The following is a 25,006-nucleotide window of genomic DNA, read 5'->3' as shown; positions in this document are numbered from 1 at the left end:
ATCAGTCGGGCAAGGCGCTCGCCCGACGTATCAAAATATCAGGCCGGCAGGCCGGGCCGGTCGAGGTTCTTGGGCGAGAGCGTGAAAATCTCGCAGCCGGTGTCGGTCACGCCGATCGTGTGCTCGTACTGTGCCGACAGCGAACGGTCCCGCGTCACCGCCGTCCAGCCATCCGACAGCACCTTCACATGCGGCCGGCCGAGATTGATCATCGGCTCGATGGTGAAGATCATGCCGGGCCGCATCTCGACGCCCTCATTGGCGCTGCCATAGTGCAGGATGTTGGGGGCGTCGTGGAAGAGCTGGCCGACGCCATGGCCGCAGAAGTCGCGCACCACCGAGCAGCGCTCCGCTTCGGCAAAAGTCTGGATGGCGGCGCCGATGGCGCCGGTGCGGGCACCCGGCCTGACGGCGGCGATGCCGCGCATCAGGCATTCATGGGTGACCTCGAGCAGACGTTCGGCCGCGCGCTTGATGGTGCCGACCGGATACATGCGCGAGGAATCGCCATGCCAGCCATCGAGAATGTAGGTGACGTCGATGTTGACGATGTCGCCATCCTTCAGCGGCTTGTTGTCGGGAATGCCGTGACAGACGACGTGGTTGATCGAGGTGCAGGACGATTTCGTGTAGCCGCGATAGTTGAGCGTCGCCGGCAGCGCGCCGTGATCCATGCCGAACTCGAAGACGAAACGGTCGATGGCGTCCGTGGTGACGCCGGGCGCGACCATCGGCACCAGCGCGTCCAGGCAACGGGCGGTGAGGTCACATGCCTTGCGCATGCCGGCAAAACCGTCCTCGCCATAGAGGCGGATCTGGCCGGTGTTTCTGAGAGGGGCCGTGGCGGCGTCGAGATAGGTGACCATTTTGTCCGTATGGAAGGGTAAGCGCTGCAGGAGTTCTGGCGTGGGTATTCCGCCAGATTTGGCACTTGAGGGCAAAAGGTTCAAGGAAGAACTGGCTGATGCGGGCTTAGCCGGCGGGATATTCGTATCGTCGGGCCAATTTCGATCGGTTTTTGCACGGTTGCTTTCCTTTCCGGCCATCGTGCGAAGCAAAAACGGCCGTTTCCGCAGTGACGACACATTTGCGTGGCACTGAGCGGGCAAAGCAACTTTTGACGACGAACGGCGCTGCCTGGGCGACGGGGTCGGGAGATTTGCGGATGGATAGATTGCAATTCGAGGTGCCGGTGCGCATTGCGCAAGGCCCCGGCTTGCCCGTCGAGGAGATTTACAGCGTCGAGCAGGCGCTGGATTTCCTGCAGGACTGGCCGGCGCGCCGGCAGGGACCGGTGTATCAGAAAGCCTTCAATGCCTGCTTCGGCGCCACGGTGGACGTGGTCAAGACCGAGGATGCCTGCCGGGCGTTCATGGCGTTCTGCCGTGTCACCGGACTGATGGCCAGCGACATGATGGCGCCGCGCAAGCGTGGCGGCGAGGCAAGCCTGCAGCGGGCCTGAGGGCTGCTTCGCCTGTTCCGATCGACCAACTCCGTTTTCTCAACCAACTTGGCTTGAATGTGCGTGGTGATCTCGTGCCTGAATCATCATCTGCATTTCCTCGCACGATGATGCATCGACAGCGGCGTTAAGCTTCCGTTTCCACCTTGGCGGCTACGCCAATGCTTGTTCAGCAATGGTTGATTCGTTGCGTCAGTTCAGGTTTGGAAGATGTCCCCAGAAAAAGTCCGTGCATTCCCGATCGACCGTCAGCTGTTCTTGGTCAGGGAAGTTGCAGCCAGCCTAGACAATCTGCATGGCGAGCCTGCAGCCTCGTTCTGGAGGGCTAAAGCGGCCGAGTTGCTTGACCTGGTTGTCGGGTCGGGCAGGGACAGAGCAACCGCCAGTGATGAAGTGCGCAGGTTTTTCCTGGCCGTACAGAGAGAGCTTTCGGCTGGACTGGCGACTGAGTCGGCTCCAGTTCTTTCCGCCTGAAGAAAATATTTCTTCCAGGCAGCACCTGGCTGCGCCTTCGTTGTCCCGAGGGCGGCCGAGGACGCGGTCACCGTCAACGGGCGGAGATGGCGTTCGATGAGCCTGACATCGAAGCAACATCGCGCGACCTTGATACATCAAAGTTAAATGCGGAGAATCGCTTCGCTGCTAATAATAAGGTGGCGGGGGCTGCTCGGGAGGAGCGCCCATGGAAATACGGGACCTCGTTGCCAAGATATCAGTTGGGCTGCTGAAGCGCCGTGGCAATGCCCTATCGCTGTCCATCAAGCCGAGACGCGCATCCTTGGCGGACATTCCCATTAAATCGCGGCAAAAACCCGCGCATCGCCCACCGCCTCCGATTCGTCCAGCCAGCAACATGTAGTTCGAGGGCTTTTGCCCAGGCGCAAGGTGCCGAACCGTGCTGACGTTCCAGCGCCGTGAGTTTCTTGCCTATCGCGACGTCTGCATGCACTGATCAGCCGACGGCCCACTGTTTGAAGCCAATCGAAGCCCTCATCAAAAAATGAACCGAACTTTTTAGCCGTTCCTTCATATATGCATGCTTTCTAATTTAAGTTATGATTTTCAATTGCTTCGCCCGAATTCGGATCATGGCGACCGGTATACGCCGGAGCACACGGGCGAATGTTGCCACCATCTTCGCCCTCAGCCTGCCGATCGTCGTCGGCGCGGCCGGCTTTGGCGTGGAGACCTCCTACTGGTACTACAACAGCCTGAGACTACAGGCGACGGCCGATGCCGCGGCCTATGCCGGCGCGCTTGAACAGATCTCGGGTTCCGACAAGCCGACGATCGTCGCGGCCGCGACGCAGTCGGCAGCGACGAACGGGCTGGGCTCGGGCACGATCATCGTCAACACGCCGCCGGCGTCCGGGCCGAATACGGCGAAGAAGGCGGTCGAGGTCATCGTCGCTCAGAACCTCAACCGGATGTTCACCTCGATCTTCACGCAGAGCCAGGTTCCCGAACAGGCGAGGGCGGTGGCTCTCATCACCGATGCCTCGAAGGCCTGCATGACCGCGCTCGACCAGACCGCCTCGCAGGCTGCATCGTTTTCAGGCAATACCACCGTGAAGGTCACCGGCTGCGTGGTGATGTCCAATTCGATCGCTCCGGACGCCATCAAGCTCCAGGGCTCGGCGAGCCTCCAGGTCGATTGCCTGATATCGGCGGGCGGCGTGTCTCTCAGCAATCCCGTCACCACGGTCTGCGCGGCCCCGATCACCCAGGCGCTGCCTGCGGCAGATCCATTTGCAGACCTCCCGGTTCCGGCGGCCTCGAACCCATGCCAGAACGACAACAAGGCGACGCTGAGCCCAGGCACCTATTGCAGCGGCATGACGCTGAAGGGCAATGTCGCCCTCTCGCCCGGCGTCTATGTCGTTCAGGGCGATCTCAAGATAAACGCCAACGCGATCATCACCGGCAGCGATGTGACCATCTTCATGTCGGGCAGTTCGACCGTCAGCATGAATGGCAACGCCTCCGTGAAGCTCAGCGCGCCGACCTCGGGTATCTATTCCGGTGTGCTGTTCTACGGCGACAGGGCCGGCAACAGTGCATCCAGCACATTCAATGGAACAGCGGATTCGCTGCTAACCGGGGCCATCTACTTCCCCAAACAGCAAGTGAATTATCTTGGCAATTTCTCGGGCAACAGCGGCTGCACCCAGGTCGTCGCCAATACGATTCAATGGTCCGGCAGCACGACCATCAACCAGGATTGCACGAGCCTCGGAATGCGCGACATTCCGGCGGCGCGGTCCGTGGCGCTGGTGGAGTAGCCTCCGTGGAGCCCCGATCTGTGCCGATCCTGAGCGATAAAACGGGCGTTGCAGCGGTCGAGTTCGCGATGGTCCTGCCTTTCCTGTGCGCGGCGCTGCTCGGTATCATCGACGGCTGGTCCTATGTGACGAGTTCGCTGTCGATGCGTGCCGGCGTGAAGACCGCCGCGAACCTGATCATGGAAGGCTCGACGAATGATACGGCGACGCAGGCCGTCGCCATTTCGAGCTGGGAGAAACGGCCGGCGGACGGCCAGGTCACGCTAAGCCGGATCTATATGTGCGGGACGACCGTGGTCGACGCCTCCACTCTGTGCAGCGGACCAAAGGTGCCGTCGGTCTATGTTCAGATCCAGGCATCGGCCACCTGGACGCCGCCCTTCACCTTCGGCGTCTTTTCCGCTTCCAGCGTCATCGGCCATCTGGAGGTGATCCGTGTTCGCTAGGGCGTCTCACCGTTTCGCGGAAATGGCGAAACGCCCTCGCTCTTTGTTTTGCCGCGATTCCCAAGCGAAAGCGCTGCGCGCTTTTCCCGGGACAACCAGCTCACACTTTTCCTGGAATTGCGCCAGGCAAGGCGCCTTCGGGCGAGATCGTTCGGGCGGGGCCGGGTTGGAGTTCGCGCTGATCGCACCGTTCCTCATCATATTGCTGTTCGGGATCTTCGCCTTGGGCTGGTCGATGCATTCGGTGTCCAGCGTTCGCTATACGCTGGAGACATCATCGCGCTCGCTGCAGCTTCAGAACACGCTGACCCAGGCCGACATCCAATCGATCGCCAGGCAGAAATTGCAGGCCTTGGGTTTGAAGGATGTGAACGTGACGATCGCCATCGACCCGGCAAGCGGCGGTTTCCGCATGGCGCATCTGACCGCCACCTATGCCTTCGTCGTCGATTTTCCTTACCTCGACACCTTTCCGATCAACTACGCCACCACCGTTACCGTACCGCTGGTCGGCGGTTAGTGAAATGCGGCGCTGACGCGAACTTCCGCGTTTCAGCCGGCATGATCCAGCAATCTTATCGTGGTGTCACGGCGATGTTCGGAATTGGCGCGATCGATGCCTTCCACGGTGATCGCGAAGGTTCCGTTCTCGATCCTTCCAATCCAGCCCTTGGCTTTTAGGTACCAGAGATGAAACTCAAGATGTTCTCGTGGACAGCCTGACAAACGTTCGATTTCTGTATCGCCAATGCCGGGATTGTTTACGTCTTGCCGGCGCTTGACGTAAAGCAGCGAGAGCAATTTCGCCTGAATGGCCACATCGCGTTCGATTGTTGTGTTGTTGCTGGCTTCCCCAATCAACTCCGTTCGCAGATTCAAATGGTCTTTGTGCTGGATATCATACCGCGCGCGCTTCACAGGATCCTTGAGCACATTGTGGGCTTCCAGGATTTCGCTAAAGCGTGATTCATCGCCGGTGTCCTGATTGTCAGGATGGTAGCGCATGGCAAAATAGCGGAATACCCGTTCTATCGTTTCCGAGTTGGCGTTCGGGCTGATTTCCAGGAGTTCGTAGTAATCAACGAACAAGATGGCGCCCCCACAACTTCGCTATTGCGCACACCGTCGAGAGCATGACTGCTGAAGGCAAGGAACGACAGTCCTCAACTTGCGGCTTGGATCGGCGCGAACCGAAGCTGGTCGAGAGAATCCGCGCGTGACATTGCCATCAGTCGCGCAACGGCGAAGGCGGCCAGAATGATGAAAACAGCCGTGAGGTTAAGGAAGGCGGGTGATGCAAAGATGCTCCCGCCCGGATCATAGCAGCTCAGTTCCATGGCGCTCTACCCCTTCAGCGACCTGATGGTTTGGATAATGATCCGGCTTGGTGAGGAACACAAGCGCTTGCTAATAAGATGGTTGATGCGGTTGCTCCGGGACTCAAGGCAAGGGCGGCTGAGATATTCGGCAAACAGGGGGTGGAGTGCACGAAAGCCTGTACGCCGAAGGGGAATCGAACCCCTTGTTACCGCCGTGAAAAGGGCGGGCTTCGCGAGGCTCCCTGGAAGGAAGGCGCCGTTGAAATCGATCGCGCCTGGTGGGCGGCGCCTGAGCAGGCCGGACGATGCGGCCGCGCAACTTGCGGCGACCGGTTCTTCCGTCCAGTAATGGATCAATCGTCGCTGGCACAACAATTGCATTGTCAGCGATGCCGGCTGTTGGGACCGGCAATTGGGGCCGAGGTTGGGGCAGGCCTCGCCGCTTCGCAAATGGAGCGGCGGGGTTTCTGCGTTCAAGCAGATTGCAGGTGCATCCAGAGACACAGCGACTGGCCATGGGCGGGCGCCAGGACGCACGGGAAGCCTCTGCCGCGTAGGACAGCGCCAGCGAGGAACGCGCGCTGGTGCGCCCGCCAAGCGGCTTAACGCCTCACCTGAGGATGAAGTACAGCGGAACGAGTATCGAGAATGCCGCGATAGCGGTCAGAAAAATGTCTGTGGTCATGAGCCCCCGCTCGGAATTTCACGACCATCTCACATTCAATTAGCTAAAATGCAAATGAACTCGCGGCCGGCCTTTCGTGGGACAGCACCGGCGCGGCCGCCCGCGGCTGAGCAGGCCAACAGGCGCCCAAGGTTCCGTGGCCTTACCGGGAGGAAGTGATGTCGATCCGCGACGAACTGCAGGAGCTTTGGGACATCTACGTTGCGGCCTATCGGGCCGGCGATGCTGCCGGTTGCGCGGCGGTATTCACCTCTGACGCGGAATTGCATTCTCCCTATGCGCCGCCGGCTCGCGGCCGCGCGGCGATAGAGGCGCTGCATGGCGTCTGGACCCAATACGCCACCCCGACAAAACACTAGCCAGAGGCGGGGGCATCCGGGAAGCTGGCATGGTCTCTCGCGGCCTATTCGGAGGGTGAGGCGACCGGGAACGGAACTTCGCTCAGCGTTTTTGAGCGACAGGCTGCTGGCGGACGCTGGCTGATCCGCATTGCAGCCTCAACAGCACCGATCCCGGCCAATGACCGACAAAGCCGGCCACAACCTGCTCGCCAGCGTCTTCGGCAAGGCGCACGTGCGCACTATCCTGACTACACAGGATGAGGGTGAAACCCAAGCGCCGGACAGGCGATGCTTCAGCATGGCGCGCGAGGGCTCGGGTCGAGGAGATCGCCCCGAAGCCGAAGGAGCGCTAAAGGGCTCGGCGCAGGCGGCAACATGTCCGGTGATGGAATGGCGAATCTCCGAAAGGTCCGCCGCATCAGACATGCCGGATTCGGCGCGGGTGGTGACGTCCATCATGCACGCGAAATTGTTTGTGTTGCCATTTTGACCAATTGCCTGGAATCGGCCCAAAAATTGGACAGTAAGGACTGGGAGGTCGCTAAGTGTTTGAAAGGTCTGGTACGCCCAAGGGGAATCGAACCCCTGTTACCGCCGTGAAAGGGCGGTGTCCTAACCGCTAGACGATGGGCGCGCTCAGACGAAGCGGCTTATACTGACGTTGTGCGCAACCGGCAACCCGTCAGGTGCCGGCTTGGACAACTTTTTTCCGAGGCTTTGGAATCGGGGGCTTCGCCACCCACTGCGCGGCTTGGTGACTAGCGAAAACGCCCATTGCTTCGTCATTCCAAGGCGGAGCAAGGAGCAAAGCTACTCGGCGCAGACCCTGGAGCTGCTCCGCAGCCAAAGGAATCCATGCCGCGACTTCAAGGCGTTGCAACGGTGCGGAATTCTGCTCGGCTGCGCCCTTCAACCAAGGCCACGGAATGGATCCTCGGGTCTTCGCGACGGAGCTTCGCTCCTGCTCCGCCCGTGGATGACGAAGTTGGGGCATGCTCGGGCCAATGTGGAAAGTCCGCTGGAACGATATTGATGGCACGACCTGGCCGCTCTGGCCCGTCAAATCGCGCCGTTCAGCCGTCACCACCACCGCTTCGCCTGCGGCAGCGCCAGTTCCAGTCGCGCTCGGGCCCGACGTCGACATGGACCGATTCGGTATGGCAATAGGTGCCGACGCCACCGCGGCCGGGCATGGTCCTGATGTAGTTCGCCAGCTCCCATTTGGAGACGCCGGGCACCTGGATGTCGGCGGCGGCGCAGTACATGTGCAGCGAGTTCTTGGCGCCGTTGGCGCGGCGGTTGCGGGCAGGGTCGCGGTAGCCTGACGTGACCATCATCTTGCGGCCGTAATGGCCTTCGATCGTCTTCAGCACGCGCACCAGCGACGGCTTCAGGCAGGCGACATCGACGCTTTCGTTCTGCTTCAGCAGGCCGTTTGGTGCGAGCCGGGCCATGCCGGCGGCGGACGCAACCTGATAGCTGCCGCCGATTGGACCCTCGTCCTCATTGAGGTCGACGTCGCTTTCGTCGTCGAGGCCGGATTTGCGCTTGATCTCGAACAGGGCGGTCTGGCGCACGCCAGGCAAGGCATCGCTGCCGGTGATATGACCTGCGTCGTCACCGGTCGAGGCCAACTGTATCGGCTTTGCCGTGGAGTCGGCCGAGGCCAACGTGATGATCGGCTTTGCCGCCGCCGCAGGCGCGGGTTTGGCCTGTGCGGTCGGCTGTTCGCCCGATCGCGTGTTGATGAGCGGAGCCGGTGTGGCCGAAGCGGGCGTGGCGCCGAACATCGAGGCCAGGAAGCCACGTTTCTTTGGCGCCTCGGCTGGTGGCGCCTCACCTGCGGTCACATAGACCGGATTGTTCATCACCGGCGCCGCGGCCGGCTTTGGCGTTGTCACCGCGGCATCGGCGGCGGCGATCTTCTGGGCGACCGCGTCTGTCTGCTGCGCCGTCTGGGCCGGCTGCTGCAAGGCTTGCGGCGTTTGTCCCGCGATCGCTTCAGCGCCGGCCGGCGTTATCAGCGGAAAGGCTGCTTGCGGCTTGGCGATCGGTACGTAAGCGACTTTTTCGGGGAGTGCGGTGTCGCCTTCGCTCATCACGGTCGTTTGCGTGGCCGTTGTCTGCGATGTCGAATCGGCGGTGGCGATGGACTTGCCGGTGGCGGCCGCATTGATGTCAGAGGCGGAGGCATTGTAGCCGGGCATTCCGACCGACATTGTCGGGTCGCCGGCCGATGTGCAGGAGGCCAGGAGCACACAGCAGAGCGCTGCCAAGATGGCGCTGCGTTCTCCCTTTGCGAGGCTCCATCCTGCTGATTTCAAAGTCAAATTCCCCCTCGATGTCCGGTCGGTACGTCCTTGGCGCAGCACTGGAAGTCGCTGTCCAAGGTGACCTTTGTCTCCGATCCGGAAACGAGACCTGTGTCAAATCCGCAAGCCTGGAAGTATTTTTGCAGTGATTGCCGAATTACGGCTGCTTGATGGTTGACGACACCATTTCGCCCGCTTTTGACGGGCCGTCAACTCACCAGACATTACAGTCCGTTACACTCGCACCTTCACATAGCTGCCGGGAGCATCGCCCAAGGTTTTCATATGCTTGCCGGGTTTGCGGGCAGGCACACGGGTGTCGTCCTTGGCCTCGATCCAGCTTTGCCAGTGCGGCCACCACGACCCGGGATGCTCAGCGGCCCTGGCAATCCATTGGCCGAAATCGCCTTCCGGTTTGCCGCCGGTCCAATACTGGTACTTGCCGGAGGCGGGCGGATTGACGACACCGGCTATGTGGCCCGATCCCGCCATCACGTAGTCGACCTTGCCGCCGAAATATTTCGAGCCGAGGAAGACGGACAGCGCCGGCGCGATGTGATCTTCGCGCGAGGCGAGGTTGTAGATCGGAATGGTGATATCGCCGAGCGAGACCGTATGCCCCGCCAGTTCCATCTTGCCGCGCGAGAGGTTGTTCTCGAGATAGCAATTGCGCAGGTAGAAGGAATGGTTGGCCGCCGCCATGCGGGTCGAATCGGCATTCCAGTAGAGCAGGTCGAAGGGCAGGGGGTCCTTGCCTCGCATGTAGTTGTTGACGACATAGGGCCAGATCAGGTCGCCGGAGCGCAGCATGTTGAAGGCGGTCGCCATCTTGGTGCCGTCGAGATAGCCCTTCTCGTTCATTGACTTCTCCACCGCCGCGACCTGTTCCTCGTCGACGAAGACTTTCAGGTCGCCGGCATAGGTGAAGTCGACCTGCGTGGTGAAGAAGGTAGCCGACTTGATGCGGTCGTCGCCTTCCTGTGCCATCAGAGCCAGCGCCGCCGCCAGCAGCGTGCCGCCGACGCAGTAGCCGATCGCGTTGACGTCCCGCTCGCCGGTCGCCTCCTCGATCGTGTCGAGGCCATATTGCAGGCCTTCCCTGATATAGGCTTCCCATCCCTTCGCGCCGTGGCGCTCGTCCGGATTGATCCAGGAGATGACGAAGACGGTGTGGCCCTGCTCGATCGCCCAGCGGATGAAGGATTTCTGCGGGTTGAGGTCGAGTATGTAGAACTTGTTGATCCAGGGCGGGCAGATCAGCAACGGGCGTTTCAGCACCGTCTCGGTCGCCGGATCATACTGGATGATCTCGGCGACATCGCTGCGGCCGACCACCTTGCCGGTTGTGGTGGCGATGTTCCTGCCGATCTCGAAGGGCGAATAGTCGGCCTGGCGCAGTTTCAGGTCGCCCTTGCCGGCGGCGATGTCCTCGGCCAGCATCTTCATGCCGCGCACCAGGTTCTCGCCGTTGGAAGCGACGGTCTCGCGGAAAAGCTCGGGGTTGGTCAGGATGAAATTCGACGGCGAGATGGCATTGGACACCTGCTTGACGTAGAAGCTCGCCTTGTGGCGGGTGTGCTCGTCCAGACCTTCGGCGTGCTCGACCAGTTCGGACGCCCAGCGCGAGGTGACGAGATAGGCCTGCTTGAGGAAATCGAAGAAGGCGTTGCGGCCCCATTCCGGGTCCTGGAAACGCTTGTCGCCGCGCTCCGGCTTGACGGCGTCGTCGGGGCCTTCGGCGTTGGGGCTGACGCGTTGGATGGCGTTCGCCCACACGGTCATGTAGCCGGCGAACAGCCGCGTCTGCGCTTCGAGCGCGCGCTGGGGGTCGGCGAGCCAGTATTCGCTCAGCTTGGAAAACGTCTTGACCATGTCGACGACCGGCTCGGCGACGTGGTCGCGCACTTCGCCGCGCTCGCGCGGTTCGGCCCAGGCGGACGCCGCCTTGCCGGCCTGCTCGACCATGCGCGCCATGTTCAACGCAAAGCGCTCCGGATCCTTCACCAGATATTGCTCGACGGTCGAAGGCTCGTCATCTTCCGTTTTGCCCGAATCGGGTGTTTTGGACATGGTTCGCAGGGTTCCTCCCGAAGCGTTTTCTTGACATATTAACATGGGACATCCGACAGGGTCCAATCTCGCTCTACCTCGGCTGCCAAGGAAACAATATGACGATTAATATTGGCGAGACTGTTTTTTTTGATGCCGCACGCTTTTGCCGCATCGGCGCGGCGATCGTGCTTTTGGGGATCGCCGGGTGTTCGAGCACGAATACCAGCGCTCCGGTGCCGATGGCCGACAATGCAGGTCCAAAGGATACCGGCACCTTTCCGAACCTCAACATCCCGCCCAAAGTGGCGAACAAGCAGCTGACGCAGGCCGAGACGAACGCCAAGCTCGCCGAACTCAAGGCTGATGGCGGCGCACAGGGCGCCAAAAGCGGCGGCGGCGCTGCGGTCGCCAATCAGGCGGCGTTGGCGGACCTAGCCACGAAACATGGTCCGCAGACGCTGAAGCAGATCGAAGGCAAATGCGATCCCGCCCTCGACCCTACCTGCAAATGAGTATATAGCGCGCGCCCATAGCCCCTTTTGCTGTCTGGAACTGCCATGGAAGAGTTTCACAAGGTCCGCCGGCTTCCGCCTTACGTGTTCGAGCAGGTCAACCGGCTCAAGGCCAGTGCCCGTTCGCGCGGCGCCGACATCATCGACCTCGGCATGGGCAATCCGGACCTGCCGACGCCCAAGGCCATCGTCGACAAATTGTGCGAAGTAGTGCGCGATCCGCGCACCCATCGCTATTCCTCCTCGCGCGGCATTCCCGGCCTGCGCCGCGCCCAGGCGGCCTATTATCAGCGCCGCTTCGGCGTGAAGCTCAACCCCGACACGCAGGTGGTGGCCACGCTCGGCTCGAAGGAAGGCTTCGCCAACATGGCGCAGGCGATCACCGCGCCTGGCGACGTCATCCTGTGCCCGAACCCGACCTATCCGATCCATGCCTTCGGCTTCATCATGTCGGGCGGCGTCATCCGCTCGCTGCAGGTCGAGCCGGACGATGGGTTCATTCCAGCGCTGGAACGCGGCGTTCGCCACTCGATCCCGAAGCCGCTGGCGCTGATCCTCAACTATCCGTCGAACCCGACGGCGCTGGTCGCTTCGCTCGACTTCTACAAGGACGTGGTGGCGTTCGCGAAGAAGAACGACATCATCATCCTGTCCGACCTTGCCTATTCGGAGATCTATTTCGACGGCAACCCGCCGCCTTCGGTGCTGCAGGTGCCGGGCGCCATCGATGTCTGCGTCGAATTCACCTCAATGTCGAAGACTTTCTCCATGCCCGGCTGGCGCATGGGTTTTGCCGTCGGCAATGAGCGGCTGATCTCGGCGTTGACCCGGGTGAAGTCCTATCTCGACTACGGCGCCTTCACGCCGATCCAGGTGGCGGCGGCCCATGCGCTCAACGGCGACGGCGCCGATATCGCCGAGGTGCGCGAGGTCTACCACAAGCGCCGCGACGTCATGGTCGATTCCTTCGGGCGCGCCGGCTGGAACATTCCAGCTCCCGCCGCCTCGATGTTCGCCTGGGCGCCGATCCCCGAACCGTTCAAGCATCTCGGTTCGCTCGAATTCTCCAAGCTGCTCATCGAGCACGCCGATGTGGCGGTGGCGCCCGGTGTCGGCTTCGGCGAACATGGCGACGATTTTGTGCGCCTGGCGCTGGTCGAGAACGAGCACCGGATCCGCCAGGCGGCGCGCAACATCAAGCGCTTCCTGTCGACCAGCGCCAAGCAGCCCAACAATGTGGTGCCGCTGTCCGCCCACCGGTAAGCAAAAATTCGATCTGATTTTGAGGGACGTCGCCTTCCATGGCTGAAGCTCTGCGTGTTGGAATTGCCGGACTTGGTACGGTCGGCGCATCGGTGGCGCGGGTGCTGCGCGACAAGGCAGCGGAACTGACCCGGCAATGCGGGCGCGACATTGTCGTGTCGGCGGTTTCGGCGCGTGACCCGAAACGCGACCGTGGCGTCGATGTCAGCGCCGCCAAATGGTTCGACGATCCGGTCAAGATGGCACAGATCGCCGACATCGACGTGTTCATCGAACTGATCGGCGGCGACGAGGGGCCGGCGCGCCTGTCGGTCAAGGCGGCGCTCGAAGCCGGCCGCCACGTCGTCACCGCCAACAAGGCGCTGCTCGCCAAGCATGGCGTGGCGCTGGCCGAGATCGCCGAGAAGAAGGGCGTGCTGCTCAACTACGAGGCGGCGGTGGCCGGCGGCATTCCGGTCATCAAGACGATGCGCGAGGCGATGGCCGGCAATTCGGTCAATCGCGTGTTCGGCATTCTCAACGGCACCTGCAACTACATCCTCACCCGCATGGAGGCCGAGGGCATTTCGTTCGACGCCTGCCTGAAGGACGCGCAGCGGCTGGGTTACGCCGAGGCTGATCCGACCTTCGACATCGAGGGCCACGACACCGCGCACAAGCTGTCGATCCTGACCAGCCTTGCCTTCGGCACCAGGATCGCCGCCAACGACATTTATATGGAAGGCATTTCCAACATCACCCAGGCCGACATCCGTGCGGCCGGCGATCTCGGCTACCGGATCAAGCTGCTCGGCGTTGCCCAGCGCACCGAAAGCGGCATCGAGCAGCGCGTGCATCCGACCATGGTGCCGACCGCTTCCGTCATCGCGCAGGTGCATGGCGTCACCAATGCGGTGGCGATCGAGACCGACATTCTTGGCGAATTGTTGCTTTCTGGCCCCGGCGCCGGCGGCAACGCCACTGCCTCGGCCGTCATCGGCGACATCGCCGACATCGCCAAGAGCCGGCCCGGCTTCCAGCATGGCCCGGTCTTCGGCCTGCCGGCGAAGGAGCTCAGGCCCTACAAGAAGGCGCAGATGCGCAGCCATGCCGGCGGCTACTTCATCCGGTTGACCGTGCATGATCGCATCGGCGTCTTTGCCGCGATCGCCAAGCGCATGGCCGACAACGATATTTCGCTGGAATCGATCGTCCAGCATGCGGTCAGCGGCGAGGCGGCGGCGCAGAAGACGGTGATCCTCGTTACCCATGAGACCACCGAGGCCGCCGTGCGCAAGGCCGTCGACGGCATCACCAAGGACGGTCACCTGACCGACAAGCCGCAGGTCATCCGCATCGAGCGGGCAGGGTAGTCGTCCCCCGGCCGGTAACGTCCTCGCCGGCGCCTGCGGTCGACAGATGGCGACCAGCCGCGCATTGGCCGGAACGAATTCGTTGCGGCGCCGTTCTCTTGGTCAGTAACCAAGGGAGCTGCTTCATGGCCGATACCAGCAAGTCCGACACCCCCTCCATCGACGATATCCAGAAAACGCTGGAAAAGCAGATCGCTGAACTGCGCAAGGAGATCACCAAGATCAACAAGAGCATTTCGGCAAGGGGCGCGGAAATGCTCGATGATGCCAGCGAACAGGCTTCGGATTTTTATGAGACGGCCGCGGCGCGTGCATCGCGCACAGCACAGCAGCTGCGCAGCCAGGCTCAGGCGGTTTCGGAAGTCGCGCGCGAAAACCCGGGCACGACGACAGCCGTGATCGGCGTCGTCGGCCTGCTTGGTTTTCTGGCCGGGATCGCCGTCGGCCAGTCGATGAACAACGACACGCCCCGCCGTTGGTATTGAGCGTGCCGGTAACGGGCTGGCAGTGCCGGCTCGTTTCCCGTTTCAGGAATTCATTTGAAGGAGGGCATCATGGCTTCATCCATGTTGATAGGCATACTGATCACATTCCTCGTCATCATTCTCGTTCTCTATCTCGTGCAGCGCCTGCCGCTCGACGCCAGGATGCGGCAGATCGTGCAGGTCATCGTTATCATCATCGGCATCATTTCGTTGCTCAGATATCTCGCGGTTTTCTAGATCGCGGCGGCAATCCTCAGTGCTTCTTCAAGGCGGCCCGGTCGTTTCCGACCGGTCCGCAATCTTGTCGGAAATGCGGTTCAATCGATTGATATTGCTGGCTTTTCGATAAAACGTCCGGCAGGTCTTGCCGTTGTCATGCTCGTTTGACAAAACAGGCCCGCCTCCGGCGGGAGGCGCTATGCCAACGAGGATTTGCCGAACATGAATGTGGCCCAGAACATCGTTGCCGGCCTTGACCGGATACTCACCATGGAACTGGTGCGCGTCACCGAAAGGGCCGCCGTGGCGGCTGCCAGGCTGCGCGGCCGTGGCGATGAACAGGCTGCCGACCAGGTCGCTGTCGACGCCATGCGACAGGAGCTCAACCGTCTTGCCATCAAAGGCACGGTGGTGATCGGCGAGGGCGAGCGCGACGAGGCGCCGATGCTCTATATCGGCGAAGAGGTCGGCACCGGCAAAGGACCGGCAGTCGACATCGCGCTCGATCCGCTCGAAGGCACGACGATCTGCGCCAAGAACCTGCCCAACGCGCTTGCTGTCATCGCCATTGCCGAGAAGGGTAGCCTGCTGTTCGCACCCGACGTCTATATGGACAAGATCGCCATTGGTCCGGGCTATGCCGAAGGCGTCATCGATATCGATGCTTCTCCGGCCGAGAACATCGCGAGCCTGGCGCGAGCCAAGGGCGTCGCGGTCTCGGACATCACCACCTGCATCCTCGACCGGCCGCGCCACGCCAAGCTGATCGATGCCGTGCGCGCCACGGGAGCCGCGATCCGGCTGATCGGCGACGGCGATGTCGCCGGCGTCATCCACACCACCGACCCGGAGGAGACCGGCATCGACCTCTATCTCGGCACCGGCGGCGCCCCGGAAGGCGTTCTGGCCGCGGCCGCATTGCGCTGCACCGGCGGCCAGATGCAGGGCCGGCTGATCCTCGATACGCCGGACAAGGTCGCGCGCGCCGCCAAGATGGGCATTTCCGATCCGAAGCGGATCTACCATGCGGAAGACATGGCGCGCGGCGACGTGCTGTTCGCGGCGACCGGCGTCACCGACGGCAACATGCTGGCCGGCGTCAAGTTCGGCCGCACCTATATCACCACCCACACCATCGTACTGCGCTCATCGTCGCGGACCGTGCGCGAGATCAAGGCGCGGCATCAGGATCTGGATAAGTTCTAGGCCTCCTTGCGAAGCCGCACCGCAGTTGCTAGCCCTTGGCTGCATCTGAAGCCTGGCGGCGCAAGGATTGACGATGAATGTGTTCGACTGGCACGCGGATCCGATTTCGTGTGCCGCGCCCATCACGAAATCCTATCGCAACACCCAGAATGTGCGCCGCTATTTCACCCGCGAATGCGGCGATACGTTCAGGTTCGATCGGCCTTTCATGGCCTGGCTAAAGGACGGTCGGGACAAGACAATGGGCGACGCCGCCGACGAATGGATCAGGCGCGCCTGGCTGAAAAGCGGAAAGCGTGGTTTGTCTTGAATTCTCCTGCGACGCCACCCGCCGCGAACCACCTGGTTTTGCCCGTCTTTGGCCCTAAAGCGCGTCGCGTTCACGCGCAGCACTTTAGGCTGTTGTCCGCGCATGTCGTTAGCCCAAAACCGCTGCACATTTTTGCGCGACATGCTCTATCCTGCGGCCGACCATGAATTGGCAAAGCGCATAATGGGCGAAAGGCGCCTTTTCCTCGATGTCAGGCAGTCGGCGACCGGTCTCTCCTGGGAGCACCGGCTGACCGAACGGCAGGACATGGTCGCGCTTGCCATCGCGCAAGGTCATGGCGTGCCCGACATCGTCGCGCGTGTTCTGGCCGGACGCGGCGTTACCGCCGACGAGACCGAGCGCTTCCTCGATCCCACGATCCGCGACCTGTTGCCCAATCCGGTGTCGCTGACCGACATGGACAAGGCCGCAACCCGAATCGCGGCGGCGGTGATGGCGCGGGAAAAGGTAGCGATCTTCGGCGACTACGATGTCGATGGCGCCGCCTCGTCGGCCTTGCTGAAGCGGTTTCTGGCACATTTCTCCATACCGTCGGAAATCTATATTCCGGACCGTATCTTCGAGGGTTACGGTCCCAATCCCGATGCCATGCGCGAACTCGTGTCGCGCGGCGCGACGCTGATCGTCACCGTCGATTGCGGCACCAACAGTGCCATTTCCGTCGATGCCGCCAACGAAGCCGGCGCCGATGTCGTGGTGCTCGACCACCATCAGGTCGGCGGCGCGTTGCCGGCCGCGATTGCGGTGGTCAATCCAAACCGTGACGACGATCTTTCCGGGCAGGGGCATCTGTGTGCCGCCGGTGTCGTGTTCCTCGCCCTGGTGCAGACCGCGAAAATCCTGCGTGGCCTGAGCGATGTCGCGCCGCCAGACCTGCTTTCGCTGCTCGATCTCGTGGCGTTGGCGACCGTTTGCGATGTGGTGCCGCTCACCGGCGTCAACCGTGCCTTCGTCGTCAAAGGCCTGCAAATGGCGCGCCAGCAGAAGAATGAAGGCTTGGCCGCATTGGCGCGGGTATCGCGCATTGGCGAGCCGGTCAGCACCTTCCATCTCGCCTATCTGATCGGGCCACGCATCAATGCCGGCGGGCGCATCGGCGATGCGGCGCTTGGCAGCCGGCTGCTTGCGACCGACGATCCGGTCGAGGCGCGGACCATCGCCGAGACGCTCGACCGGCTGAACCAGGAGCGGCAGCTGATGGAGCAGGAGATGCTGGCCGCGGCGCGCGCCGAGGCCGATGCCGAGCTTGCCGGTGGCAGCGGCCCGGCGATCGTCGTCACCGCCAGCAACAACTGGCATCCCGGCATTGTCGGCCTGCTCGCCTCGAGGCTGAAGGATCATGCGCGCCGGCCGGCTTTCGCCATTGCCTTCAACGCTGTGGGCATCGGCACCGGTTCGGGCCGTTCTGTGTCGGGCTTCGACCTCGGCCGGCTGGTGCGCGAAGCCGCCGATGTCGGGCTGATCGTCAAGGGCGGTGGTCATGGCATGGCGGCCGGCATCACTGTGGAGCGCGCCAGGCTCGGCGAACTCAGGTCGTTCTTCGAGGAACGGGCGGCTGCCGACGTGTTTCGGCTACAGGACGAGGAGAGCCTGGCGATCGATGGCGCGCTTGCGGCCGAAGGCGCGACGCTCAGCCTGCTCGACGCGCTGGAAAAGGCCGGCCCCTTTGGCGCCGGCCACGTCGCGCCGGTCTTCGTGCTGCCGCGCCATCGGCTGGCCGACGCCAGGCCGGTCGGCACCAACCATATACGCTGTGAATTGCAGTCGGACAGCGGCGGCCGTATCCAGGCGATCGCCTTTCGTGCCGTCGATACGGTGCTTGGCGAATTCCTGTTCAAGAACCGTGGCAAGAGCGTGCATGTCGCCGGCTCGCTGTCTGGTAATTACTGGAACGGCAACCGCACGGTGCAATTCCGCATTGTCGATGCGGCGCGGGCGTAGCCGCGTCAGTATCTATGCAGCTTGGTTGGCCGGCGCATAACGCATTAGCGTCACATCCTGGGGCAGGCTTTCCCTGCCGAGCGGTTTCAGCCTCAGCGACAGGCCGGACTGGAAGTACGGCTTGCCGCCCCCCAGCACGACCGGGTGCATGTACAGCCGGTATTCATCGATAAGCCCTGCTCGTGCCAGACCGGCGGCAAGGTCTGCGCCGCCGAGGATGACGAGGCCATCCGTCTTTGACTTGAGCGATCTCACCGCGGTCTCGGCATCGCCATTCACCAGCCGGGCATTGGGCCCGACCTGCCGAAGCGTGGTCGAGAAGACGATCTTCGGTGTCTCTCGCCATGCGCGGGCAAAGTCCCGCTCGACCTCGGTGGAGCCGGTCTCGCGCTCAGGGCTGTCCCAGAAGCGCATCGTCTCGTACATCCGCCGCCCGGCAAGCACTGCTGAGGCTAGCCTCATCATGTCATTGAAATACTGATGCAATTCTGTCTCCGGCACTGGCAGTGCTATGTCCTCGTCCGATCGGGCGATATAGCCGTCCAAAGAGGTGAGCATGGAATAAACGAGCCTGGCCATTGGCGCCTCCGTATAAAGCAGCACAGGCCAGCATAACCAATTGCGTTTTGCAATCAGTTTTTCACACAACAGGCAAATGAAAAGGCCGCCAACGCTTCAAGGGTGCAGCACCACTCCGTCGATGGGACGCAACGGACGGTGTTTCGGACAGCGGCTGGCCTCAGGCGAGAACGGTCTGCAGCCGGGTCAGTTCGCCGATCTGGGCCATCGTCGCCTGATAGCCGAGCTGGATCGCCTCGTCGGCGCGATGGAATTCGGTGAGGCCGATATGGCTGAGTTTGGGCTGCAGCGACATATCTGGCGGATCGCCCGCCAGCCTGGCGCGCGAGATGCGGTCCTGGATGATGTTGAAAGCCTCGACCATGACGCCGGTGATGCCGAGGCGGGTCTGATGCGACTGGTGCTCGGTGCCGACATGGCCGGGGCGCGGCGCGTCCTTTTCGACAACAAGTTCGCCGGCGCTGTGTTTGATCACGGCGGCGCGGCCGAACAGGTCGTAGTGAAGGTTGACCGCCACGACGAGCGGCTGCTCGTAGGCGCGGCAAACCGATACCGGCACCGGATTGACCAGCGCGCCGTCGACCAGCATGCGGCCGTTGCAATTCACCGGCTCGAACACGCCAGGCAATGCGTAGGACGCGCGCATGGCCGTGATCAGCGAGCCGTGCGACAGCCAGATCTCGTGGCCGGTGCGGATTTCCGATGCGACGCTGACGAAGGGTTTTGGCAGGTCTTCGAAACGGACGCCCGCCACATGCTCGCGCAGACGGGCATCGAGTTTCAAGCCGCCGAACAGGCCGCTGCCGCGCAGATTGAGATCGAGCAGGCCGAAAATGCGCCGCTTCGTCAGGCTGCGGGCGAACTCTTCCAGCTCATCCAGTTTGCCGGCGAGATAACAGCCGCCGACCAGCGCGCCGATCGAGGTGCCGGCGATCATCGAAACTTCGATGTCGGCTTCATCGAGCGCGCGCAGCACGCCGATATGAGCCCAGCCTCTTGCGCAACCGCCGCCCAAAGCGAGCGAAATGGCTGTTTTCTTGGGAGATTTCGTTTCGGACGCGCCGCCGGAAGAGGTCAGGCCGTTGGCCTCCCTGACATCTGGTCTGTTACGCAATGACGCCCACTCGAGCATCATGATCTCCCTTGTCCCAAGACTAATATACGGACAGGCCGTATCGAAATGATGAATCTGTGTGGTTGGTGTGAGGCAGATGGTTCAAGACGATGGCTTCCGATACGTGAATTCCGCATCGAACAGCGGCTTGCTGCCGTCGTCAACAAGTGTCCCCTTGCCGTCGACGAGTCCCACCGTCCGATAAAAGCATGAACGCCGGCCGGTGTGACAGGTTGCGTCGTGGCCCAACACTTTGACGCGCAGCCACAATGCATCCTGATCGCAGTCGGTGCGCATCTCGACGACATGCTGGAAATTGCCCGAGGTTTCGCCCTTCTTCCAAAGCGCGTTGCGCGAGCGCGACCAGTAGTGGGCGATGCCGGTTTCCAGTGTCAGCGCCAAGGCTTGCGCATTCATATGCGCGACCATCAGCAGCATGCCGTCTTGGGCATCGGTGACGACGACGGTGACCAGGCCGGCGGCGTCGAAGCGCGGCGAAAACACCGCGCCTTCCTCCAGGGCTTTCTTGTCTGATGGAGTTTTGGGAAATTCCAGTGCCGACATCGCCGGTGTATCTTCCTGTTTGACCATGATCTTACCCGAAAACCGGTCCGCGTTTTTCAGGATCATGGCCTAGCGATATCGGCCTAGACGTTATGCCCCGCCGCCGCGAACCATGGTGACGAAACGAACCTGCTCCTCGGGCGTGTCCTTGAAAACGCCGGTGAAGGTGGAGGTGAGCGTGGTGGAGCCCTGCTTGCGGATGCCGCGCATGGCCATGCACATGTGCTCGGCCTCGATCATGACGGCGACGCCGCGCGGGTTGAGCACATCCTGGATGACGCCGGCGATCTGCGCGGTCAGCGCTTCCTGCGTCTGCAGGCGATGGGCGAAGATATCGACGACCCGCGCGATCTTGGACAGGCCGACGACCTTGCCATCCGGCAGATAGCCGACATGCGCCTTGCCGATGATCGGCACCATGTGGTGCTCGCAATGCGAATGGAACTGGATATCCTTGACGATGACGAGATCGTCGTAGCCGGCGACCTCCTCGAAGGTGCGGCCGAGTTCATCGGCCGGGCACATGTCGTAGCCGCCGAACATTTCGCGGTAGGCCTTGGCCACGCGCTTGGGTGTGTCGATCAGCCCCTCGCGGTCCGGATTGTCGCCGGTCCAGCGCAGCAATGTGCGCACGGCGGCCTCGACCTCGGCCTCGCTCGGCCTGTCGGTGACCGGCTTTTCCATGTAGGCGGCCTGGGGCATGAGTTTCTTGATGACGGCATCCATAAAAGGCGTCTCCCGTAGTTCCTCTCCAAGGAGGAACGAGTTGAACGGACCACGACCTTTCGGTGTCGGAAACTCGCCCCGTTTCCAGCCCCGTAAGCGGCGTGAACTTCCCGGCCAGGACAGCGGCGCTCATCGCTTGTCGTTACCGGACTGCCAGCATTATATAAGGTCGCAGCGAGCGAAAGGAAGACGCAGCAGCGGCAATCGCTGTTCGCTTGGCGGCGACGGATTGGAAAATAATGATCAACGATGTCTACAACGCGAAAATTCTCGGTTTTGCCGGAAACATCGCCCGCATCGGCCGGCTCGAGCATCCGGACGCGACCGCCAAGGCGCATTCCAAGCTGTGCGGTTCGACCGTTACCGTCGATCTCAAGATGGAGGACGGCGTGGTCACCGACTTTGCCCATGACGTGAAGGCCTGCGCGCTCGGCCAGGCGTCGTCCTCGATCATGGCGCAGCATGTCGTCGGCGCGAGCGCCGAGGAATTGCGCACGGTGCGCGACGCCATGCTGAAGATGCTGAAAGAGAATGGCGCGCCGCCGGAAGGGCGCTTCGCCGACCTCAAATATTTGGAGCCGGTGCGCGACTACAAGGCACGGCACGCCTCGACCATGCTGACCTTTGACGCCGTGGTAGACGCCATCGGCCAAATCGAGAAGAAGCGCGCCGAACAGGCGGCCTGATCTTGCCATTTCCCGTTCTGACGATGCGCGGACTTCGCGGCAGCCCGCGACACCGACCCTTTCATGGCCTGGTGTTCGTCTGGAGCCTTGCCGGCGCACTCATGTCAGGCTGTGGCTCGAGCCGGGCCGACGTGGCAGTCACGCGGGATATCCACGACTATCTCATGAAGGCTATCCAGACCTGTTGGGCAGTGCCTGCAAATGCCACGAGTGTTGCGCGCGTCCGGATCAGCCTGAACAAGGACGGCTCTCTCGCCGGTCCGCCAAAAATCCTCGATCCTGTCACACCACAGCCGGACAAGGTCGCCGAGGCTGCCGTCCGGGCCATCAAGCGTTGTGCGCCGTTTCCCGGCCTGACGTCCTATGCGGCGCACTACGATCTGTGGCGCGAGGTCGTCCTCACATTCCACCCGGCACAGGACACGTCGGGCGGGCGTCCAGCAGTCGGGGTAAACGACATCGACAAGCTTCTCGATAAATACAAGAACGCAAAGTAGCGGGAGCTCCGGCCCGGAAACCGGCTTAGACCTTTGCTTCCAATGTCCGTCTGCTTGAGGCAAATTCACTTCGGATCCAGTCGGCGAACGCTGCGGCCGGCTCGGAAAGCTCCTTCAAGCTCCTGGCCACCAGCCAGTAGCCGCCGGACGCAACGTCGATGTCGAACGGCTTGACCAGCGCGCCGGTTTCGAGCTCGTTGCCGATCTGCAAGAGATCGCCCAACGCCACGCCATGTCCGAGCAGGGCGGCCTGCTTTGAAAGCGATATATCCGCCAGCATCGGCCCGCGCGCGGGCACGGCATCGGCCTGCACGCCGGCGGCTTCGAACCAGCGCGTCCAGCCCTGGCGATTCTCCTCATGCAAAAGTGTGTAGCGGGCAAGGTCGATCGGCTTTTCGAGGGGAGGGCCCGAGGCGAGCAGCGCCGGCGACAAAACCGGTGAATCGACTGTGGAGGCAAGCCGCTCCGCCTGGTTGCGCGGCCACGAGGTCGCCTTTGCGCTGAAGCGCAAGGCAAGCTCGGGCTGATCGCTGCGGAATTCGATCAGCCTGGCATCGACTTCGAGGGACACGTCGATATCGGGCCGCAACTGGCGAAACCGGTTGAGCCGAGGCACCAGCCAGACGGAGGCAAGCGACGGCTCGACGCTGACGCGAACCACGGATTGCGCGGGGGCGGCGACCAATTCCGAAAGCAGTTTGTCGATGTCGTCGAAACTCCTGACCAGTTGGGCGAGCAGCCGGCGGCCGGTGTCGGTCAGTTCGACGCGGCGATGGTGACGTTCGAACAAGGGCTGGTGCAGGAAGGTTTCAAGTTCGCGGATCTGGCGGCTGATCGCCGCCTGGGAAACGAAAAGCTCCTCTGCGGCCTTGCTGAAGCTCAGGTGCCGGCCCGCCGCCTCGAAACTTCTCAATGCAGTCAACGGCAGCCGCCCGCGCTTCATTCGCATAACCCAGGATTATCCGAAGTGGAAATTATACTCGTTTGAAGGCCAAGGCCAGCGGCGATCTAATCGCGTCAAAGGAGACCGACCATGATCCAGTTCCTGAGCATCCTTGGCGATGTCATGCGGATCGCAACATTCCAATGGTGTGACGAAAGCCACCATGCAAAGTGCGGCGAGGAGCCTGTCCGCAACGGCCGCTGGGCGCCTCCGGTTGACAGGCTGCCGTCTCGTCGCTCCCGCCCATGACAGCACAGGGGGCAAGGGGCAGGGATTGCGTTCTCCCGACGAAGCTCACATCTATCGCACGGGAAACGCGATACGGAGACTGCGGTGCACGACCCGCACGGGCATGCCCATACTGTCAGACCGCCGGGGCGAGGGCGCAACTGGCCCGGCCCGTGGCGCAAGACGCCTGGCCGTCTCGTCGGCACTTCGCTCGTGCGTCTCTACCAGCTGACGCTGTCCGGCTTTGTCGGCAATTCCTGCCGGCATCTGCCGACCTGTTCCGAATACGCGCATGAGGCGATCGCCCGCCACGGCCTGTGGGCCGGCGGCTGGATGGGGTTTTTCAGGGTGCTGCGCTGCGGGCCGTTCGGCACGCACGGTGTCGACCTCGTGCCGGAGTTGCTGGCGGATCGCTACGTCTGGTTCATGCCGTGGCGATACTGGCGGATCGGCAAGAAGCGTGGCGAAGCAAAGGGCTGATCGCACCTGACGGGTTTTGCGCGGGCGTCTCGTTCTTTACGAACTGGTAGGGTTAACGCCAGCCTGCACAACAACTGCGCATTTGAGACAAAATCGAGACAAGAGACCTCGCTAAGCCCGCTCGCGAACACCCTTCTGGAGCGAGCATCAATGCGTAACATCGACCGTCTTCCCTTTATCCTGGCTGGAGTCCTCTTCCTGCTCGCCTGGTTGCTGGGGTTCCCGATGCGCGCGCAATCGGCGCCGCTTGGGGATGTGCAGTGCACCCTCATTGCCGATGCGGCGAGCGGCAAGGTGCTTTACCAGGACGGCACCTGCGACCAGCGGTTCAGCCCGGCCTCGACGTTCAAGGTGCCGCTTTCGCTGATCGGCTATGACGCCGGCATCCTGGGCGACGAGCACACGCCGAGCTGGGACTACAAGCCAGAGTTCGCGGCCGTGAAGCGGGACCAGAAGACAGTCGACCCGACGATCTGGGAGAAGGATTCGATCCTCTGGTATTCGCGTGAAATCACTCGCAAGCTTGGACCCGAGAGCTTTGCCGGCTATGTCTCGAAACTCGACTATGGCAACAAAGACGTTTCCGGCAATCCCGGCAAGAATGACGGGCTTACCCATTCCTGGGTCAACTCCTCGCTCAAGATCACGCCGGTCGAGCAGGTCGATTTCCTGCGCAAGCTGCTGGCGCGCAAATTGCCGGTCTCGGCCAAGGCCTACGACATGACGTCAGCCATCATCCCGACGTTCCAGGCCGGAGGCTGGACGGTGCAAGGCAAGACCGGCAGCACAAGGCTGGCCAGTGATGCCGACAAGATCAGGGACAAGCGTTCGCTCGGCTGGTTCGTCGGCTGGGCGAAAAAGGACGGCCAGCAGATCGTCTTTGCCCGCCTTGTTGTCGATGCCACCCGCACCGATATGCCAAAAGGCCTCAAAACGCGGGCGGCGTTTCTGAAAGACCTGCCACTGCTGGTGAAATAGGTC

General features: G+C 62.2%; 30 protein-coding genes and 1 tRNA gene. 20 read left to right on the top strand and 11 right to left on the bottom strand.

Annotation, left to right across the window (positions count from 1 at the left end):
* Positions 1–38 precede the first annotated feature (38 nt).
* Entirely contained in the window at positions 39–866 is an 828-nt protein-coding gene (gene map, locus FJV83_RS26670) for a type I methionyl aminopeptidase (RefSeq protein ID WP_095772828.1), read from the bottom strand.
* A 40-nt stretch (positions 867–906) separates the two neighbouring features.
* Between map and FJV83_RS26665 the strand changes: the two genes are divergently transcribed.
* The 6 genes from FJV83_RS26665 to FJV83_RS26640 all read left to right on the top strand — a co-directional run bounded on the left by FJV83_RS26665 (position 907) and on the right by FJV83_RS26640 (position 4,710).
* Positions 907–1,101, top strand: a complete 195-nt coding sequence (locus FJV83_RS26665; RefSeq protein WP_142876309.1) for a hypothetical protein — start codon at positions 907–909, stop codon at positions 1,099–1,101.
* A 64-nt stretch (positions 1,102–1,165) separates the two neighbouring features.
* Positions 1,166–1,462 (top strand): DUF982 domain-containing protein, encoded by a 297-nt coding sequence (locus FJV83_RS26660; RefSeq protein WP_095772827.1) that lies wholly within the window; start codon positions 1,166–1,168, stop codon positions 1,460–1,462.
* 210 nt (positions 1,463–1,672) lie between these two features.
* The gene (locus tag FJV83_RS37105; protein WP_095772826.1) at positions 1,673–1,936 is read left to right on the top strand and encodes a DUF6074 family protein; all 264 of its coding nucleotides are present in this window, start codon (positions 1,673–1,675) and stop codon (positions 1,934–1,936) included.
* Positions 1,937–2,517: 581 nt separating this feature from the next.
* Complete coding sequence (locus FJV83_RS26650) at positions 2,518–3,744, top strand: pilus assembly protein TadG-related protein (protein ID WP_179296426.1); 1,227 nt, start codon at positions 2,518–2,520, stop codon at positions 3,742–3,744.
* Between the two features lie 5 nt (positions 3,745–3,749).
* Positions 3,750–4,190 carry a TadE/TadG family type IV pilus assembly protein gene (locus FJV83_RS26645; protein WP_179296079.1) on the top strand — a complete coding sequence of 147 codons (441 nt, stop codon included), beginning with the start codon at positions 3,750–3,752 and terminating at the stop codon, positions 4,188–4,190.
* A 166-nt stretch (positions 4,191–4,356) separates the two neighbouring features.
* Positions 4,357–4,710: a TadE/TadG family type IV pilus assembly protein gene (locus FJV83_RS26640; RefSeq protein ID WP_095772824.1), complete on the top strand. Its 354-nt coding sequence runs from the start codon at positions 4,357–4,359 to the stop codon at positions 4,708–4,710.
* A gap of 32 nt (positions 4,711–4,742) precedes the next feature.
* Here the strand turns inward: FJV83_RS26640 and FJV83_RS26635 are convergent, their stop codons facing one another.
* Positions 4,743–5,279, bottom strand: a complete 537-nt coding sequence (locus tag FJV83_RS26635) for a J domain-containing protein (RefSeq protein WP_019858477.1) — start codon at positions 5,277–5,279, stop codon at positions 4,743–4,745.
* Positions 5,280–5,353: 74 nt separating this feature from the next.
* Positions 5,354–5,527, bottom strand: a complete 174-nt coding sequence (locus FJV83_RS36540; RefSeq protein WP_179296424.1) for a hypothetical protein — start codon at positions 5,525–5,527, stop codon at positions 5,354–5,356.
* 825 nt (positions 5,528–6,352) lie between these two features.
* On the opposite strand from FJV83_RS36540, the gene FJV83_RS37100 reads away from it, so the two are divergent.
* Together FJV83_RS37100 and FJV83_RS26625 are read left to right on the top strand one after the other, a co-directional pair.
* Positions 6,353–6,553 (top strand): nuclear transport factor 2 family protein, encoded by a 201-nt coding sequence (locus tag FJV83_RS37100; protein ID WP_245318119.1) that lies wholly within the window; start codon positions 6,353–6,355, stop codon positions 6,551–6,553.
* A 160-nt stretch (positions 6,554–6,713) separates the two neighbouring features.
* Positions 6,714–7,025 carry a hypothetical protein gene (locus FJV83_RS26625; protein WP_142886289.1) on the top strand — a complete coding sequence of 104 codons (312 nt, stop codon included), beginning with the start codon at positions 6,714–6,716 and terminating at the stop codon, positions 7,023–7,025.
* Between the two features lie 69 nt (positions 7,026–7,094).
* Here the strand turns inward: FJV83_RS26625 and FJV83_RS26620 are convergent.
* The 3 genes from FJV83_RS26620 to phaC form a co-directional block, all read right to left on the bottom strand.
* Positions 7,095–7,169 (bottom strand) — tRNA-Glu (locus FJV83_RS26620).
* A 439-nt stretch (positions 7,170–7,608) separates the two neighbouring features.
* Positions 7,609–8,865: a YcbK family protein gene (locus tag FJV83_RS26615; protein WP_142886288.1), complete on the bottom strand. Its 1,257-nt coding sequence runs from the start codon at positions 8,863–8,865 to the stop codon at positions 7,609–7,611.
* Between the two features lie 216 nt (positions 8,866–9,081).
* On the bottom strand, positions 9,082–10,917 hold the full coding sequence (gene phaC, locus FJV83_RS26610; RefSeq protein ID WP_142886287.1) for a class I poly(R)-hydroxyalkanoic acid synthase: 1,836 nt from the start codon (positions 10,915–10,917) through the stop codon (positions 9,082–9,084).
* On the opposite strand from phaC, the gene FJV83_RS26605 reads away from it, so the two are divergent.
* From FJV83_RS26605 to recJ, 8 genes are all read left to right on the top strand, one after another.
* Complete coding sequence (locus tag FJV83_RS26605; protein WP_179296082.1) at positions 10,905–11,411, top strand: hypothetical protein; 507 nt, start codon at positions 10,905–10,907, stop codon at positions 11,409–11,411. The two genes, phaC and FJV83_RS26605, sit on opposite strands and share 13 nt — an antisense overlap.
* A 45-nt stretch (positions 11,412–11,456) precedes the next feature.
* Complete coding sequence (locus FJV83_RS26600) at positions 11,457–12,674, top strand: LL-diaminopimelate aminotransferase (protein ID WP_019858471.1); 1,218 nt, start codon at positions 11,457–11,459, stop codon at positions 12,672–12,674.
* 38 nt (positions 12,675–12,712) lie between these two features.
* A complete protein-coding gene (locus FJV83_RS26595; RefSeq protein ID WP_142876306.1) occupies positions 12,713–14,026 on the top strand; it encodes a homoserine dehydrogenase in 1,314 nt (437 codons plus the stop codon).
* Positions 14,027–14,151: 125 nt separating this feature from the next.
* Complete coding sequence (locus FJV83_RS26590) at positions 14,152–14,511, top strand: hypothetical protein (protein ID WP_095772817.1); 360 nt, start codon at positions 14,152–14,154, stop codon at positions 14,509–14,511.
* Positions 14,512–14,580: 69 nt separating this feature from the next.
* Entirely contained in the window at positions 14,581–14,748 is a 168-nt protein-coding gene (locus FJV83_RS26585; protein WP_010909767.1) for a Thivi_2564 family membrane protein, read from the top strand.
* 204 nt (positions 14,749–14,952) lie between these two features.
* Complete coding sequence (gene glpX, locus FJV83_RS26580) at positions 14,953–15,936, top strand: class II fructose-bisphosphatase (RefSeq protein WP_142886286.1); 984 nt, start codon at positions 14,953–14,955, stop codon at positions 15,934–15,936.
* A gap of 73 nt (positions 15,937–16,009) precedes the next feature.
* Positions 16,010–16,246 carry a DUF6434 domain-containing protein gene (locus tag FJV83_RS26575; RefSeq protein ID WP_142886285.1) on the top strand — a complete coding sequence of 79 codons (237 nt, stop codon included), beginning with the start codon at positions 16,010–16,012 and terminating at the stop codon, positions 16,244–16,246.
* 180 nt (positions 16,247–16,426) lie between these two features.
* Positions 16,427–18,208, top strand: coding sequence for a single-stranded-DNA-specific exonuclease RecJ (gene recJ, locus FJV83_RS26570; protein WP_142886329.1), 1,782 nt, complete (start codon positions 16,427–16,429; stop codon positions 18,206–18,208).
* Between the two features lie 12 nt (positions 18,209–18,220).
* On the opposite strand, the gene FJV83_RS26565 is transcribed toward recJ, so the two are convergent.
* The 4 genes from FJV83_RS26565 to folE form a co-directional block, all read right to left on the bottom strand.
* The gene (locus FJV83_RS26565; RefSeq protein WP_142886284.1) at positions 18,221–18,787 is read right to left on the bottom strand and encodes a dihydrofolate reductase family protein; all 567 of its coding nucleotides are present in this window, start codon (positions 18,785–18,787) and stop codon (positions 18,221–18,223) included.
* 160 nt (positions 18,788–18,947) lie between these two features.
* Positions 18,948–19,919, bottom strand: a complete 972-nt coding sequence (locus FJV83_RS26560) for a patatin family protein (RefSeq protein WP_142886328.1) — start codon at positions 19,917–19,919, stop codon at positions 18,948–18,950.
* An 84-nt stretch (positions 19,920–20,003) separates the two neighbouring features.
* A complete protein-coding gene (gene hisI, locus FJV83_RS26555) occupies positions 20,004–20,465 on the bottom strand; it encodes a phosphoribosyl-AMP cyclohydrolase (protein ID WP_095773083.1) in 462 nt (153 codons plus the stop codon).
* Positions 20,466–20,555: 90 nt separating this feature from the next.
* Positions 20,556–21,191, bottom strand: coding sequence for a GTP cyclohydrolase I FolE (gene folE / locus FJV83_RS26550; protein WP_140890395.1), 636 nt, complete (start codon positions 21,189–21,191; stop codon positions 20,556–20,558).
* Positions 21,192–21,430: 239 nt separating this feature from the next.
* Here folE and FJV83_RS26545 point away from each other — a divergent pair, with 239 nt between their 5' ends.
* Positions 21,431–21,877 (top strand): iron-sulfur cluster assembly scaffold protein, encoded by a 447-nt coding sequence (locus FJV83_RS26545; protein WP_095790049.1) that lies wholly within the window; start codon positions 21,431–21,433, stop codon positions 21,875–21,877.
* A 2-nt stretch (positions 21,878–21,879) separates the two neighbouring features.
* The gene (locus tag FJV83_RS26540) at positions 21,880–22,374 is read left to right on the top strand and encodes a cell envelope integrity protein TolA (RefSeq protein ID WP_142876303.1); all 495 of its coding nucleotides are present in this window, start codon (positions 21,880–21,882) and stop codon (positions 22,372–22,374) included.
* A 25-nt stretch (positions 22,375–22,399) separates the two neighbouring features.
* Here FJV83_RS26540 and FJV83_RS26535 read toward each other — a convergent pair whose 3' ends face one another.
* On the bottom strand, positions 22,400–23,317 hold the full coding sequence (locus FJV83_RS26535) for a LysR substrate-binding domain-containing protein (RefSeq protein ID WP_142886283.1): 918 nt from the start codon (positions 23,315–23,317) through the stop codon (positions 22,400–22,402).
* A gap of 333 nt (positions 23,318–23,650) precedes the next feature.
* Between FJV83_RS26535 and yidD the strand changes: the two genes are divergently transcribed.
* Both yidD and blaOXA read left to right on the top strand, forming a co-directional pair.
* On the top strand, positions 23,651–24,025 hold the full coding sequence (gene yidD / locus FJV83_RS26530; protein WP_095772810.1) for a membrane protein insertion efficiency factor YidD: 375 nt from the start codon (positions 23,651–23,653) through the stop codon (positions 24,023–24,025).
* A 150-nt stretch (positions 24,026–24,175) separates the two neighbouring features.
* Positions 24,176–25,003 carry a class D beta-lactamase gene (gene blaOXA, locus FJV83_RS26525; RefSeq protein ID WP_095772809.1) on the top strand — a complete coding sequence of 276 codons (828 nt, stop codon included), beginning with the start codon at positions 24,176–24,178 and terminating at the stop codon, positions 25,001–25,003.
* Positions 25,004–25,006: the final 3 nt, after the last annotated feature.

The sequence above is a fragment of the Mesorhizobium sp. WSM4307 genome, from assembly GCF_007003945.1.
Lineage (GTDB): Bacteria > Pseudomonadota > Alphaproteobacteria > Rhizobiales > Rhizobiaceae > Mesorhizobium.
The sequence above is the reverse complement of the archived record's forward strand: the minus strand, read 5'-3'. Positions and strand labels throughout refer to the sequence as shown.